General features: G+C 35.7%; 14 protein-coding genes and 3 pseudogenes. 2 read left to right on the top strand and 15 right to left on the bottom strand.

All coding sequences use genetic code 11. The features are described from left to right. Nucleotides 1–376: 376 nt before the first annotated feature. The 9 genes from HMPREF2961_RS01750 to lacA all read right to left on the bottom strand — a co-directional run bounded on the left by HMPREF2961_RS01750 (nt 377) and on the right by lacA (nt 8074). The gene (locus HMPREF2961_RS01750) at nt 377–1276 is read right to left on the bottom strand and encodes an aldose 1-epimerase family protein (protein ID WP_070703828.1); all 900 of its coding nucleotides are present in this window, start codon (nt 1274–1276) and stop codon (nt 377–379) included. Between the two features lie 20 nt (nt 1277–1296). After that, nucleotides 1297–1569, bottom strand: a complete 273-nt coding sequence (locus tag HMPREF2961_RS01745) for a DUF3884 family protein (RefSeq protein WP_002305107.1) — start codon at nt 1567–1569, stop codon at nt 1297–1299. Between the two features lie 22 nt (nt 1570–1591). After that, complete coding sequence (gene lacG, locus HMPREF2961_RS01740) at nt 1592–2998, bottom strand: 6-phospho-beta-galactosidase (protein ID WP_002290548.1); 1407 nt, start codon at nt 2996–2998, stop codon at nt 1592–1594. A 141-nt stretch (nt 2999–3139) separates the two neighbouring features. Continuing rightward, nucleotides 3140–4846, bottom strand: coding sequence for a lactose-specific PTS transporter subunit EIIC (locus tag HMPREF2961_RS01735; protein WP_002290549.1), 1707 nt, complete (start codon nt 4844–4846; stop codon nt 3140–3142). After that, entirely contained in the window at nt 4846–5163 is a 318-nt protein-coding gene (locus HMPREF2961_RS01730) for a PTS lactose/cellobiose transporter subunit IIA (RefSeq protein ID WP_002290550.1), read from the bottom strand. Before HMPREF2961_RS01730 ends, HMPREF2961_RS01735 begins: the two co-directional genes overlap by 1 nt. Before the next feature lie 27 nt (nt 5164–5190). Further along, complete coding sequence (gene lacD, locus HMPREF2961_RS01725) at nt 5191–6171, bottom strand: tagatose-bisphosphate aldolase (protein WP_002290551.1); 981 nt, start codon at nt 6169–6171, stop codon at nt 5191–5193. Nucleotides 6172–6173: 2 nt separating this feature from the next. After that, on the bottom strand, nt 6174–7106 hold the full coding sequence (lacC, locus tag HMPREF2961_RS01720; RefSeq protein WP_002290553.1) for a tagatose-6-phosphate kinase: 933 nt from the start codon (nt 7104–7106) through the stop codon (nt 6174–6176). 10 nt (nt 7107–7116) lie between these two features. After that, the gene (gene lacB, locus HMPREF2961_RS01715) at nt 7117–7632 is read right to left on the bottom strand and encodes a galactose-6-phosphate isomerase subunit LacB (RefSeq protein WP_002290554.1); all 516 of its coding nucleotides are present in this window, start codon (nt 7630–7632) and stop codon (nt 7117–7119) included. 16 nt (nt 7633–7648) lie between these two features. Beyond that, the gene (gene lacA, locus HMPREF2961_RS01710) at nt 7649–8074 is read right to left on the bottom strand and encodes a galactose-6-phosphate isomerase subunit LacA (protein WP_002290555.1); all 426 of its coding nucleotides are present in this window, start codon (nt 8072–8074) and stop codon (nt 7649–7651) included. A 489-nt stretch (nt 8075–8563) separates the two neighbouring features. On the opposite strand from lacA, the gene HMPREF2961_RS01705 reads away from it, so the two are divergent. Continuing rightward, entirely contained in the window at nt 8564–9331 is a 768-nt protein-coding gene (locus HMPREF2961_RS01705) for a DeoR/GlpR family DNA-binding transcription regulator (RefSeq protein ID WP_002290556.1), read from the top strand. Nucleotides 9332–9335: 4 nt separating this feature from the next. Continuing rightward, nucleotides 9336–9842 (top strand): HAD family hydrolase, encoded by a 507-nt coding sequence (locus HMPREF2961_RS15580; protein WP_002305103.1) that lies wholly within the window; start codon nt 9336–9338, stop codon nt 9840–9842. A gap of 561 nt (nt 9843–10403) precedes the next feature. Here HMPREF2961_RS15580 and HMPREF2961_RS15575 read toward each other — a convergent pair. From HMPREF2961_RS15575 to HMPREF2961_RS15865, 6 genes and pseudogenes are all read right to left on the bottom strand, one after another. Further along, nucleotides 10404–10526: pseudogene (locus HMPREF2961_RS15575) on the bottom strand (zeta toxin family protein); the annotation flags it as partial. Between the two features lie 98 nt (nt 10527–10624). After that, nucleotides 10625–11437, bottom strand: a pseudogene (locus HMPREF2961_RS15570) (DNA topoisomerase); the annotation flags it as partial. A 397-nt stretch (nt 11438–11834) separates the two neighbouring features. Further along, nucleotides 11835–12290: a tyrosine-type recombinase/integrase gene (locus HMPREF2961_RS01685; protein ID WP_002303240.1), complete on the bottom strand. Its 456-nt coding sequence runs from the start codon at nt 12288–12290 to the stop codon at nt 11835–11837. Between the two features lie 517 nt (nt 12291–12807). Beyond that, complete coding sequence (locus HMPREF2961_RS01680; RefSeq protein ID WP_002303241.1) at nt 12808–13758, bottom strand: magnesium transporter CorA family protein; 951 nt, start codon at nt 13756–13758, stop codon at nt 12808–12810. 130 nt (nt 13759–13888) lie between these two features. Continuing rightward, nucleotides 13889–14269 carry a hypothetical protein gene (locus tag HMPREF2961_RS01675; RefSeq protein WP_002303242.1) on the bottom strand — a complete coding sequence of 127 codons (381 nt, stop codon included), beginning with the start codon at nt 14267–14269 and terminating at the stop codon, nt 13889–13891. Nucleotides 14270–14295: 26 nt separating this feature from the next. Beyond that, nucleotides 14296–14385 (bottom strand): annotated as a pseudogene (locus HMPREF2961_RS15865) (type I restriction endonuclease); the annotation flags it as partial. Nucleotides 14386–14445: the final 60 nt, after the last annotated feature.

Below are 14445 nucleotides of genomic sequence, written 5' to 3'. Positions count from 1 at the left end.
ATAAAATTTGTCAAAAAAACTGTTGCCATTCCAAAACGCTATATTTAAGATTTCAAACAACTATATTAATAGGAAGAAAATTTCATTTTTCCTCTTAGTTCTATAAAAAGTGTGGCTAATTTGAGGCAAAATATTAAATTAAATTTGCCACAAATTAATGGCTCCACTATTATTTTAAATCAAGAAGTAGTAAATAATCTTATTTTTTACTACCAGACTGTCTTTAGATATTAGCTTTTCGTCACCCACTACAGTTGACATAGACCCACAAAAAACTTAAAAACCTTGCGATGTAAGACTGGCACGGAGAAGACCAATCTATCATCACAAGGTAAGAGTATTCAAATCTTATTGAAGACTCAAATAATAACAAATTTTAATTAAGGATAGTAATATCATAGATTTTTCTAGAAGTTTCTTGAGGTGAAATTTTCGTTACCTGTCTTTTATCTTCTAAGAAATTACCTTCTTCAAGTGAAGTGGAGAGACCACTCCAAGGTTCCAAAGCAATGAATGGACTTTTATTAGTTGTAGACCACAGAATCAAGTTCGGAAAATCATCAAAATCTACTCGAAGACCTTTACCAGACTTCCTTGACCGAAGCGTTACGCTACGAGACTTGAGCTGGTCAAGTGTAATGGCATCATGGAAAAAAAGTGAGTAGTCCAAATCGAGAATTTTTTGATTTTCCAAAAAAGGTGTCCGATCTTGCAAATCTAATAATCCTGTCTCAGGAAAACTCTTTGGTATCGAGCAAGACTCAACCTCACTAAATTCAATATAATAATCCTCATAGTTTTCACCTTCTACTAAAGGACTATTGAATGCTGGATGGGCTCCAATAAAGTAAGGCATTGTTTTTTCCATTTCCAAGTTCGTTACCTGAAATTCGGTTCTAATTGATTTACCATTCAAGGTATAAACAACTCTCAGTTCAAACTGATATAGGTAATTATCAAGCATCTCAGCATTTGGTTTAATACTAAAGGTCACGCTATTATCATTGACTTCTTCCAGAATAAATTCTTCTTTTCGAACAAAACCATGTCTACGAATAAGACCTGTAAAAAAGGGTCTTTCTTGAGGTCTATAAATAGCCCAATCATTTCGTAAACTACCACAGATAGGAAATAGAATAGGCGCCTGTCCATTCCAATAATTTGGATCAGCTTGCCAGAGATACTCTATCCCATCCTTGTCTTTAATCGAAGTCAGTTGACCACCAAGTGTTTTAAACTGAACAGTAAGATACTCGTTTTTTAATTCGATAGTCACAACTAATTCCTTTCTTTTTATTATTGGAAAGGCAAATAATTTACCTCGAAGTGAATAGTCTCACGTATTTCTACATCGAGTGATTGTAAAAATTCCCACTCAAATGCTGATAACTCTAAATCAGAATGGCAAATCCACTCTTTTCCAGTTGAAACATACCATTTACCACATTTTAGCAACGGGGTAGCTTCAAGCTCAGGAATCATAGGACAATCTTCGAAACTAACAATATATACCTTTTCAAAGCCTGGTCTAAATAAGTGTTGTACTTTTTCTAAAGTATCGGATAACAATTTTTTACATTTTCAAGTAATATTACTCTATCACTTGAGTTTCTGCTACTTTCTTATACCAATGAGCTGATTTCTTAGGATAGCGTTCTTGCGTGTCAAAGTCTACATAGAATAGTCCATAACGTTTTTCGTATCCGTTTGACCATGAGAAGACATCCATAAGTGACCAGATGAAGTAACCTTTAACATTTGCACCATCCGCAATTGCGTCTGATAAAACTTCCAAGTGTTTCTTCACGTAATCAATACGACCATCATCATAAACGGTATTATCTACAAACTCATCTTTGTATCCAAGACCGTTTTCAGTGATGTAAATCTTCTTGTAGTTTGGATAATCATTTTTCACTCGCATGATTTGGTCATACAAGCCTTCAGGATAAATAATCCAGTCCCAATCCGTTCTAGGCACATAATCTGGTGCGATTCGGCGACCAACACCTTTAATCTGGTACTTAGAACTTCCTTTTTCACCCTTACCATTGTGAATGATTTCAGTCTCACCATCAAAGGCTTGCATCCAATCACTCATGTAGTAGTTGATACCAAGGAAATCGTTCAAATCTTTAGCTGCTTCAAGTGCTTGGAAGTCTTCATCACGAAGATCAAGTTCTCCACCATTTTCAGCTAGGATGTGGTTGACCCCTTCCATCGTTTTATCTGAATAGTGTCCAAGGTAGGTTGCATCCAAGATAAATTTGTTATGGATGATATCTTCTAACTCAGCGGCACGAACATCTGCTGGATTTTCTGGATCATAAGGGTATTTGGTTGGCAACGCATGTACTACACCAATTTCGCCTTTATAACCTTTATCTTTATACAATTTCACAGCACGTGCATGAGAAACCATCATATTGTGGTGTGATTGGAAGACTTTGGCAAGATCATATTGAATGCCTGGAGGGAATTTACCAACCAAGTATTGACCATCTCCAATTGGGCCAATTTCATTGAAAGTTGTCCAGTAGTTTACTTCTGGGAACTCTTCAAAACAGAAAGCGGCATAATCTACAAAGTGTTCTATATTTTCGCGGTTTAAGAAATCTCCATCTGAGTGAAGAACTTCTGGTGTGTCAAAGTGGTGCAAAGTCACGAATGGCTCAACATGACGTTTGTGGCACTCGGCAAAAAGATTATGGTAGAATTCAACACCTTTTTCATTTACTTCGCCATAGCCAGTTGGGAAAATACGAGACCAGGCAATTGAAATACGAATACCATTAACGCCATATTTTTCAGCTAATTCTAAATCAACAGGATATTTATGGTAAAAATCACTTGCAGGCTCTGCTGTGTACCAATAATTGTCTTCAAGATACTTATCCCATGCAACTGGGCCTTTACCATCCGTGTGAGTCGCACCTTCTGCTTGATAAGCAGCTGTAGCACCACCAAAAATAAAATCTTTAGGAAGTGTTTTAGTCATAACTATAAATCCTTTCAAAAAAAGCATTTGAGACGATATTCTGAGTTCCGGAAACCAAGGAAATGAAATGCAATGATATGGTTAACAATATTATAAGGAATTGAAAGAATAATCTCGTCTCAAATAACTTTTACAAATTTATTAATCAAACTGTTGTTGAACAAATGCAAGAGCACCTTGTCCATCACGTGTCAATTTGATATATTGAGCTCCTTCAGTTTTTGCAAGTTTAATGCCCAATTTATCCGTTTCAGCCTTCATATCATCGAAGTTTGAAGCGACCTGTGGAGCCAAGATAACCAAGTCAAACTCTGGCAACATTTCACGGTGAGCACCGTAACTACCCGCTGCCGCTTTGACTGGAACATTGTATTCTGCTGCTGCTTTGTTCAAGGCATTGGCAAGCAAGCCACTTGTACCTCCACCTGCACAAAGAACAAGGACATTAGTTTCTTTTGTGATATTATTGTTTGCTGCTACATCTTCTTTAGCAACGCCTGCTTTTCCAAGAACGGCATCTGCTTTAGCAGTATTGAAGTTTGCAGCTACTTTTTCTTTAAGAGCATCGTTTGTTTTACCAGAACGTTCTTCTTCAAGAATTTGTTCATCGTATACCTTAACAAATGGGTAATAAATGATAGTATCAACAACTACCAAGAGTCCGGCTAAGATAAATGATAGAACTTGGAAGTTAGTACCGAGTACAATTCCCAACGGACCAGGAGTAACCCATGGAAGGTTGGCAGAGAATGAGTTCATGTTCAATGTGTCAACAAAGAATTTAAAGATCCAAACGTTGACAATCGGAGCGAAAATGAACGGTACAAAGAAAATCGGATTCAATACGATTGGTGCACCAAATAAGATTGGCTCATTAACCCCAAAGAATGTTGGAACAACTGAGGCACGTCCGATGGCACGGTTACGTTCTGATTTACAAATCCACATGAACAAGAATGGAACAATCAATGTAGCTCCTGTTCCACCCATGGTAACAATAAACATTTGAGTACCAGAAGTGATAACTTTATCTGCATGTTGTCCAGCTTGGATAAGATGCAAGTTGGCATCGATATTGGCATAAGTGATAGCAGCGATTGCTGGTTCGACAATTGAAGGACCGTGGATACCAACAAACCAGAAGAAGGCATAAGCACCAAAGATAAGTGTAATTCCAAGGTAACCATCTGCAGCTGAGAAGAGAGGAGCAAGAAGGGTACCGATTGATTCTGCAACGGTTACACCAAGAGTTCCCTTAACAATGAGTTCAAATCCATAAAGGAGAACAACCGCTACAGTGAATGGAATCAAGTCTTTAAATACTTGAGAGATATTTGGTGGAACCTCTTCAGGCATACGAATAGTAACATTATTTTTCACACAGACCTTGTAAACATTAACTGTCACAAAGGCTGCAATAAATGCTGTCAAAAGACCTTTTGTTCCCGTGAAGGCTGTCAAGAAGCCTCCTTCTTTTGCAGGCTCAGCTGCCATCAAAAGGAACCCTACCATAGACGCTAGCATCGTAGATAAGAAGTTAATCTGATTGGTCGCAGGTAGGTCACGGTTCATTGAGTCCGTCAAAGCTTTAGCGGTAGTACCACCAACAAAGAATGCTAGGATACCCATCGAATAGCTATAAGGAGTCATCAAGAAGGTCTCAATGTCTTTTGACCAGTGGAATCCCCAAGCATTTGGGACATAGGCAATAAGGATAAAGATAGATGAGAAAAGGATGACTGGCATACCAGCGATAAATCCATCACGAATAGCACGAAGATAGATGTTTCGAGAGATTTTCTCAAAGAACGGTTTCCCTTTCTCAATAAGTTCAATGAGTTTATGCATTATTTTGCTCCTCTTTTATAAAGTTCGATGAGGTGATGAATCACATCTTTTAATAAGACAGTAGTCATTAAGTGGTCCTGACCATGCATCATGGTAACGCTGTATGGAAGTTCCTCCCCAGAAGCTTCTCGAGCCAACATAGCTGTCTGAGAATTGTGAGCCTCTGCAATACAGCTTCCTGCTTCTACTACAAGACTATCTGCCTTAGCGAAATCACCATTTTCAGCCGCTTTAAGCGCTTCTAAAAGTTTAGAGCGAGCATCTCCAGCATAAGCAACAATTTCAAACCCTAAGAGAGTCATCTCTTCTCTGTTCATAACAATATCCTCCGTTTTATGTTTTTACTATACTTTATCAGTCCATGGACTAGCTGTTTTAACAAGAACTTTGTTAAGTTCATCAATATTTTCGAATCCAGTAGTACGCAACCATTCACGTGCTGCTTTTTCACCTTCTTTGATGTAAGGTTCTACAGATCCTGCCCAAGTAGCACGTCCACAAAGCACACCATTAAACTTGGCACCTGAGTCGTGAGCAAATTGCAATGTTTCTTGGAACAATTTAGCAGATACACCTGCACTTAGGTAGATGTATGGAAGGTTAGTCGCTTCTTCTTGTGCTTTAAAGAAGTCAGCAGCTTCAGCTTTACTGTAAACTACTTCACCATCAGCAAAACCTTCGACATATTTAACGTTAACTGGTACTTCTACTTTAAGAACATCAATGTTAAAGCGTGGATCAGAGAAAACTTTCATCGCTTCAATGACTTTGCGAGGTTTCACTTTTGCATATTCAACAGAACCTGCATCTGAGATTTCTTCATCATAAGCAAGGATTTCCAAGAAGAAAGGAATATCTTCAGCGACACATTCAGAACCAACACGTTCAATATAAGCTTGTTTTTGTTGGTTAAGTTCATCTGAGCTGTCTACATCATAGTAAAGCAAGAACTTAACGGCATCAGCGCCTTGCTCTTTGATACGTTTTGCAGACCAAACATCCAAGCAGTCAGGCAAACGTTTTGTACTTGATGTATCATAACCTGTTTTTTCATAGGCAAGAAGAAGACCTGCTTCTTTATCCAATGCTTTTGTTGCTGGAAGTCCATATTCAGGGTCAAGCAACATTGAAGAAGCGTATTTTGTAAGTTCATCAGCAACCAAAACCTTTAGTTCTTCCATTTGAGCTACAGTTGGTTCTGTATCTTGATACTGTGCCATCAAACGTTTCAAAGCACCACGTTGGTCAAATGCCAAAGCTGAGATAACACCGTTTTTATCTGAAATTTTTTCCAAAGATTTGCGTTTCTGTTCTGTAAGTACCATTTTTATACCTCTTTTACTCCAATTTGTGAGTTTAGTGTTTCGTAATTAGTCATATTCACATGCCCTGTCATTGTTTCTTGAGCATTTAACATACCCAATGTCATCGCATGTTTTAATAAGTCAGCGTCACTTTTTTTACTATTTAAAGCTGATGCAATACCAGCTACCGTTGAGTCCCCTGATCCGACTGGATTAACAACTGGGATATCAGGAATATCTACCTTATAGAAAACATCACCATGTTTTGCAAAGGCACCGTTTCGACCTAATGAGACCACTATCCATTCGATACCACTAAAAAGTGACTCTTTAAGAACGTCTTTGAGTTCTTCAATATCTTTTGTTACTTCTTTTCCAAGCAACTGTGAAAGTTCCTCATTATTAGGTTTGATGGCAGTAGGTTTAGCCGACGATTTTAGAACTGTTTCAAGAGGTGCACCTGAACAATCCAAAACGACTGCTACTCCTTCATCCGAAGCAAGTTGGATAAGTTTTTCATAATAATCGTTGGGAAGTCCTGAAGGTAAACTTCCTGAAATTGTCACAACTTCTGATTGTTTAATAAGATTGCTATAGTGGTCAAGAAAGCCTTCTGCTTCTTCATGAGAAATTGTTGGTCCTTGTTCCAAAATTTCTGTTTGGTTACCCTCGTGTAAGATAGCAATACAGTTTCTAGTGTTTCCTGAGATTTTATAAAAAGCTGGACTAACAGGAGATTGTTCTAATTCGCTTTCAATAAATTCACCAATTTTACCACCTAAGAAACCTGTAGCAGTAACTTTATCACCAGATTCATACAAGACTCTAGTAACATTTAAGCCTTTTCCACCAGCTGTCTTACTAACATCTTTCACCCTATTCACTGTATCAATTTTCAATGTTTCTAGAGGATAAGAGATGTCTACTGAAGGATTTAGTGTGACTGTCAGAATCATTTGTTATACCTTAATCGTGGTAGTCACCACGGTCCCATCTTTCAAGGAATTCTGTAAAGAAATCTTCATCTGCTTGATGTGCATTATGTGTTTCAACGTGTTCGATTTTTGCAATCAATTTTTTATTTTCTTCTGTTGGTTTGTACTCAGCTTCAATGAAAGCTTCAATGATGTCATTCATAAGAAGACCACCAGTAATCTTTCCACCGAAACCGATAACATTCGCATTTAACTCTTCTTTTGCATATATAGCTGATGTCATATCACGAACCAACGCTGAGCGAACACCTGGAACTTTATTGACTGCATTGTTAATGCCGACACCTGTACCACAGATACATACTCCCAAGTCTGCTTGACCACTTACTACTGCTTCACCGACTTTTTTACCATAGATAGGGTAGTGAGTACGTGCGTGGTCATATGTCCCGAAATCAAGGACCTCATGTCCTTTTGATTTCAAGAATTCTGATACTGCCATTTTTTCATCTGTGACAATGTGGTCACATCCAATTGCGATTCTCATTCCTTAACTCCTTTTCTTAACACATTTTGTTAAGCATATCTACTCGGATTTGATGACGTCCGCCATCATATTTACCATTGACGAAACCTTTAGCGATGTTTTTAGCAAGCTCATCACCGACGATTTCAGCGCCAACCGTAATCATTCGTGAATTGTTATGTCCACGTGTCATATAAGCTGAGCGTTCATCTGAAACTTCTGCTGCAACCATACCTTTAATTTTAGTTGCTACCATGAATGGACCAGCTCCATAAGCATCAATTACAATACCTAAGTTTTGCTCATCTTTATTTACTTCAGAGGCAACTGCCAAGGTAACATCAACAAAATCTTGTCCGTCCTTAGTCACATCAATTACCTCAAAACCTTCTTCTACAAGAAAATTTTTCACAACATCTTTTAATCTCGTACCTTTGAGATCTGCACCAACAACAATAGCCATTTTGACCACCTCCTAAATTTTAGAAAGAAATGCTACGTAGAAGTAGAAAACATTTTGCAAAATGTTCGAAAAAACGTTTTCATCATTTCTTTGTTTATATAATATCAATCATTCAAACAAAAAGCAACACTTTTTTTGTTTATTTTTTGTTTTTTTTATTTGTTTTTTTAAAAAATAGATAACACCGTTAAATTATTGTTCATTTTTGTTCATTTAATCCATCACAAAATGGACGTGAAATATCTATTCAAGTATTACAAAAGTCTTTTACTTTCTATAACTTACTGATTAAGAGGTCCTACTTTATTTTCGTCTTATACAAAATCTGACCTAAGCTAATATACGTCAATCCTCTGTTCTTATTTCATCATCTAACATTTGTTTTTGTTTGAAATTGTTTGTTTTACCTTGAAAATATTGTCTTTTATGATACAATTAAAAGAGAATTATCTTTGGAAAAAAATTACTTTATGAAAGAAGGGTCTTCATATGAACAAAAAACGACGATTAGAAAAAATTTTAGATATGTTAAAGATTGATGGGACCATAACCATAAAAGAAATAATAGATGAACTAGATATTTCCGATATGACAGCCCGTAGAGACCTTGATGCTCTAGAAGCTGATGGACTTTTAACACGTACTCATGGTGGTGCACAATTGCTTTCCTCTAAAAAGCCACTTGAAAAGACACATATCGAGAAGAAAAGTCTAAATACAAAAGAAAAAATTGACATTGCTAAAAAAGCCTGCTCTTTAATCAAAGATGGCGATACTATTTTTATTGGACCTGGAACTACACTTGAACAACTGGCATTAGAATTGAAAGGTCGTAAAGGTTATAAAATTCGTGTCATTACAAATAGTCTCCCTGTGTTCTTGATTCTAAATGATAGCGAAACCATTGATTTATTGCTTCTTGGCGGTGAATATAGAGAAATAACTGGAGCTTTTGTAGGTTCAATGGCTTCGACAAATTTAAAAGCAATTAGATTTGCCAAAGCTTTTGTTAGTGCAAATGCTGTTACCCATAATTCTATTGCTACATATAGTGACAAGGAAGGTGTGATTCAACAACTTGCCCTAAACAATGCTGTAGAAAAATTCTTATTAGTAGACAGTACTAAATTCGATCGATACGATTTCTTTAACTTCTATAATCTAGATCAACTCGATACCATCATTACAGATAACCAGATTAGCCCTCAACACTTAGAGGAATTTAGCCAGTACACTACTATTTTAAAAGCGGACTAGAATTATGACTTATAAAAATATTGTTTTTGACCTTGATGACACTCTTTATGACCATCAACTCCCCTTTAAACGTAGCGTTGAGAAATGTTTTCCAACGATTGATATCCAACAAATAGATAACATTTACAAACGTTTCAGATATTGGTCTGATGTTGCTTTTCCTAAATACACGAAAAAACTCATCAGTATTGAGCAGCTTAGAATTTTTCGCTGTCAGAAGACTATGGAAGAATTTGGCATCGATAGTATTTCTAGGACAGAAGCTCTAGACTTCCAAGCTGACTATGAATATGAACTCGATCAGATTACGATGATTCCTGAGATACATCAACTACTGCTGGCTCTACATAAAAACCGCATCCCAATAGGTATTCTAACTAATGGCCCTGTTGACTTACAGAGTCGAAACTCCAAAATATTGGTGCCTATCAATATTTTGAAAAGCAAAATATCATCATTAGTCAGTCCACTCACGGAGGAGCTGCAGAAAATAGCTATGAAGGTAATGTAAAAAACTTACAAAGTTACCGAAATGTCCAATTATCTAAAAGGGCTATAGAAATTCTTAAAGAGGAAATTGAGTTAAATCACCAACATATGAGATTCAATCCTGATTATAAAGATAATGGATGGATTTTTACTTCCAAAAGTCGTCATAAACCCGACTATAATGGAACACCTCTTCATTATAGTGTCCTTAACAATTTCCTCAACTCACCTGAAAATGGAAAATTAAATCGAAAAGGTAATCCAAAACGAGCAGGAATTGATATTGATAATAAACTTAGTTTTAATAAACATATTACGACCCATATATTCCGTCATACGCATATTAGTTTCTTAGCAGAGTAAGGAATACCCCTAGAAGCAATTCAAGACCGTGTAGGGCATTCTAGAGGTAGTCGTGTAACAGAAATTTATTTGCACATCACTAAAAAAACAAAGTATCAAATTATACCTATCCTTGATACTCTTACACAATAAGTGTGGCAAATCTGTGGCAAAACATAAGAAAAAGGCTTGTCCATATTGGACAAACCCTTTATTTTCAAGCTTATATAACCTAATTAAGCTTTACCAGCTGATTAGAATAGGATGTTGCATGTTTTACTACGTCTTTTTCATAGAGTTTCACTAATTCGTCAAAATTTGGGTGCTGTTGTTTGAACGTATCATTATCAATGATAACAACATTTCAAGATCAAGTCCTAAAAAACCGCTATATTTGCCAAAATTCGCTTTTAAATAAGCAAATTCGTTCTCTGTAATAAATGGTGTATCTGTTCTTGGATAACTCAATAATTTTGCTTCATACAGTCCTTGCATAGCTTTTAAAGTTTGGCTCGCTGTCGCTTTATAAAGCTGATTGACTTTTGATTGCAAACTACTTAAAGAAAACGAACTCGGACTATTCGTTTTCTTCTCTTTGGTTTGAACATCAGCAATTATCCCCTCTTGATTGCCTATTTTAGCTTGTTTAGAAGAAACAAAAGCTAAAAAGCTCCTCTTGGGTTTTAAAACGCTGTGTGGGGCTTAGAACGCCCTTAAATGACCCTTGTTTTACTTAGCTTCCACCTCGAAAAAAGGTTCTTTTTTAAAATTCTCTATGGCTTCCTGGCGCTGAAAAATAAGGTATAAGGTGGGCGTTTGAACACGTCCTAGTGAAAATGTACCTTGTACGCCCTTCTGTTGTAAATTTAACGTATACAAAGGGCTTGCGTTCATGCCGATCAACCAATCGGCAATTTGGCGTGTTTGCGCTTCTTGATAAAAGGGATAGTAATTCATTCCTGGTTGCAAATTTTGAAAACCGCTTCGGATCACATCTTTTTCTAAGCTATTGATCCATAGTCTTTTAAATGTTTTATCTTTTGAAAAGGCATTTGCATTATGGATAATCGACCAGGCGATATTTTCACCTTCTCTGTCGCTATCTGTTGCAACAATAATTGTATTTGCCTTTTTGAGAAGTTCTGCAACAATTTTAAACTGCTTTCCCTTATCTTTTGCAACTTCAAAATCGTATCGATCAGGAAAAATCGGCAAAGATTCAAGTTTCCAATTTTGCCACTTTTCGTCATAATGACCTGGTTCTGCTAATTCCACTAAATGCCCAAAACCAAAGGTGATAAACGTTTCATCTGTAAATAGTGGGTCTAGCAAATAACTAGCTCTAAATATAAAAAACGCGATGAATAATCATAAATGTGATTGCTTCGTCGCGTTTTTTATTTTTGGCTGCTTTGTGTTGAAAAGCTTCCGCTTTTCTTCTAGCCTCAAGGGATAATTTGGTTAGATTCATGCTCATAAGCATCATTCCAATGTCAGTAGGTGCAACGTTCTTGCCTCTGACATGGGTTCTTCACATACCAAATACACCTTTCAATCGATCAAAAATAGTTTCTACGTCAATTTTGCATTGAGCGTAGAGGGCTTTTCCATAATCACTTTCAAGGCTATTATTTAAAATCGCTAAGGCGTGAAGGCAAATGCTGTTCATATCTCAAAACGGTTTTCTGACTCGCAATTTTTTCTCTTTGTCTTCCAAGTTGATTCCTAAGAGATCACCAACATGCGCCATCACCTTATGAAACTGCTTCTCAGTGATATGAAGATCATAATGGGCTGTCGAGGGAAATAACCACTCAGAATTGATATTTTCTTGGGCCAGCCAATCATGATATTGCAACAAGTCTTGCTGAACAGGCTTTAAATATAACGTGTTTGCTTTACCGGTCTTTTTATCATGAATAAAGGTTGCATTTTTGACAGAGCCGTCTGGATTATAGACATCTGATTTTTTTAATGTCATGACATCACTCACACGTAGTAGCGTGGCCTTACCAACTTGAAAAACGGTGTAATTTCGGCGACCAGCACGGAAACTATCGAGAAGTGTATCTTGTACCATCTTTAAGACGCTGGAGTCTTTGATGGGTAGGACAATTTGTTGCACCATGATTCATGTATACCTTTCTGAAATTAAATAATTAAATAAATAATTAATTAAATTGTTTATTTATTGATGACCAGGACCGTATTTCTAAACTTCTTTTATGGTTTATTATATCACTTAACAAAAAAACAGCCCCCATTATCTAGTCACTAGATAATGGGGGCTGTTTTAATCAGTTTTCAAAGGGGCGATTTTCTAATTATAGACCCTGAGTTAAGGAATGTACTGATGTTTTCTAGTATAGTCCCTAGTTTGATAATATTTATTGTATTTTTCTGTATTTAGTTATTCGATGATATCGAGGCTAATATGTCAGTCTTCCAAGCAGCCATTGGTTGGTATATCAATTTTTATAATCGCAATCGTATCTCAAATGTTGCCTAAGTAACTGAATAAAAATAGTCCAATTTATTGACTTCTGAGCAGCCGCTGAAGCTATTAAATTATTGAAAGGAATCAGCCTTTTAAAAAGTCAACAAAGAAATTCTGCTTTAAATCATATTAGGGTATCACAAATACTTTACAAATATGTTTTGCGTCGCATCAAAAGCCAGCAAATTAGACTTAGTATAGCAGAGATAATCAATACGGCTAAAACACCATAAGAAGACTTTTCAAACGGGACATGGACATTGATTCCCCAAAAGCCAAAAATAATTGCTGGAATAGTCAAAACAATTGATATCTCGGTTAGGGTTTTCATAATCATGTTTAGCTGATACGAAATCATATTGTTTATCATATTTTCCAATTTGTCCAAATATTGGCTGTAACTTAAAATGATTCTATCCATTGTATCACTTGTATCGTATAAATCATCAATTATTTTTTTAGTACTAAAATCAATATCGTCAATAGTTGTGAAATTTTTTTTAATGAAATCAAGCGCTTTATGGTTAGCTTTATAAGTTGTTGACAAAGCTATCATGTATTTTTGAAGAGTCAATAAATCACCAAACGTTGGTTTGAGTGAACCGGACGTTGATATTTCTGAGTCTAAATCATCAATTTTTTCCTTGACTCCACGAAGGTCGTTAAGCATCATATAGAAATCTTTTTGCATGATCTTTAAAAGTACTTCCTCCACGAAATGATTGACATCACGTAAAACCATATTGGATAAGAGTTCGGGAATGAATTTTAATTTTTGTTTTGTAAAAATTATCAACTTATTTTTAAATACCAAGAAAACAACAGATGTCGTCAGGGTATCTAGATGCCCACCTTCATGTACCTCGGGAAACAAAAAACTTACGAGCAAACTTTTTTCATCGTTCTTATCTATCATCGTGTCATATGCAACTCGATCATCAAACGTTAGTATATTGCCTATTTTAAAGTCATATTTATGTTCAGAAGATTCGATATATTCTCGTTCGTCACCATAAACATAAACAACAGAAGAATTTTTGATATTTGATTCTGACGAAACTAATAATGTATCTTTTGTTAAGGAATAAGTTTTCAGCATTGTAATCCTCCTGCTTTATATTTTTCTCAGAAATAAATGCGTAATTGTTGTGGAATAAATACGTTATCAGTTTTAAAAACATTTTGTCTTATGTATGATAACCTGCCAAAAATTTTATCTCACACATTATCTAGACAATCTTGTCTCCAGCTTCTAATGTATTATCTAATTTGTAATTATAGACCCTTTTTTTTTTTTCATATACTTTTTTGGCTTGTAAAACACCTAAATTTGTATACTCTCTAATCTTTTTGATAACTACTACGTCTTTCTTATTTTCCGAAATCATAGCTTTAATAATCTGTTGTTCTTCATCCGTCATAGACCGAATTTCTGGTTCTGTAAGAACTTCAATTAAGTTATCACTAAAATTAGATGAAACAAGAAAAAGTATTGCTAAAATTAAAAAAATATCATCATCGGTAAAAAAGTAATAAATAATAAAAAATAATGTAATACCATATAATACCCAGTTTAAATATTTATAGTTCAAAAAATTTAAAAACTTCACTTTATCTCTCTTTTCTATTTAAAATATCAAACAAACATTTTTTGTAGAAATCCTTTTTTCTGCTCTTTCAACAAATCTAACTTACGTTGATGAAGAACGATAGTGTCATCGGTTCTGTTGCGAAGTTTGAAAATCAAACGCACCCTCTCTGAACTCCAAATATCTTAGGCTGTTAT

It is taken from the genome of Enterococcus sp. HMSC076E04 (assembly GCF_001814285.1).
GTDB lineage: Bacteria > Bacillota > Bacilli > Lactobacillales > Enterococcaceae > Enterococcus_B > Enterococcus_B lactis.
This window is presented reverse-complemented; position numbering and strand designations above follow the sequence as displayed.

Coding starts and splice junctions, on each gene's coding strand:
- lacG (WP_002290548.1), bottom strand. CDS start 2,998: ATGACTAAAACACTTCCTAAAGATTTTATTTTTGGTGGTGCTACAGCT.
- HMPREF2961_RS01735 (WP_002290549.1), bottom strand. CDS start 4,846: ATGCATAAACTCATTGAACTTATTGAGAAAGGGAAACCGTTCTTTGAG.
- HMPREF2961_RS01730 (WP_002290550.1), bottom strand. CDS start 5,163: ATGAACAGAGAAGAGATGACTCTCTTAGGGTTTGAAATTGTTGCTTAT.
- lacD (WP_002290551.1), bottom strand. CDS start 6,171: ATGGTACTTACAGAACAGAAACGCAAATCTTTGGAAAAAATTTCAGAT.
- lacC (WP_002290553.1), bottom strand. CDS start 7,106: ATGATTCTGACAGTCACACTAAATCCTTCAGTAGACATCTCTTATCCT.
- lacB (WP_002290554.1), bottom strand. CDS start 7,632: ATGAGAATCGCAATTGGATGTGACCACATTGTCACAGATGAAAAAATG.
- lacA (WP_002290555.1), bottom strand. CDS start 8,074: ATGGCTATTGTTGTTGGTGCAGATCTCAAAGGTACGAGATTAAAAGAT.
- HMPREF2961_RS01705 (WP_002290556.1), top strand. CDS start 8,564: ATGAACAAAAAACGACGATTAGAAAAAATTTTAGATATGTTAAAGATT.
- HMPREF2961_RS15580 (WP_002305103.1), top strand. CDS start 9,336: ATGACTTATAAAAATATTGTTTTTGACCTTGATGACACTCTTTATGAC.
- HMPREF2961_RS01685 (WP_002303240.1), bottom strand. CDS start 12,290: ATGGTGCAACAAATTGTCCTACCCATCAAAGACTCCAGCGTCTTAAAG.
- HMPREF2961_RS01680 (WP_002303241.1), bottom strand. CDS start 13,758: ATGCTGAAAACTTATTCCTTAACAAAAGATACATTATTAGTTTCGTCA.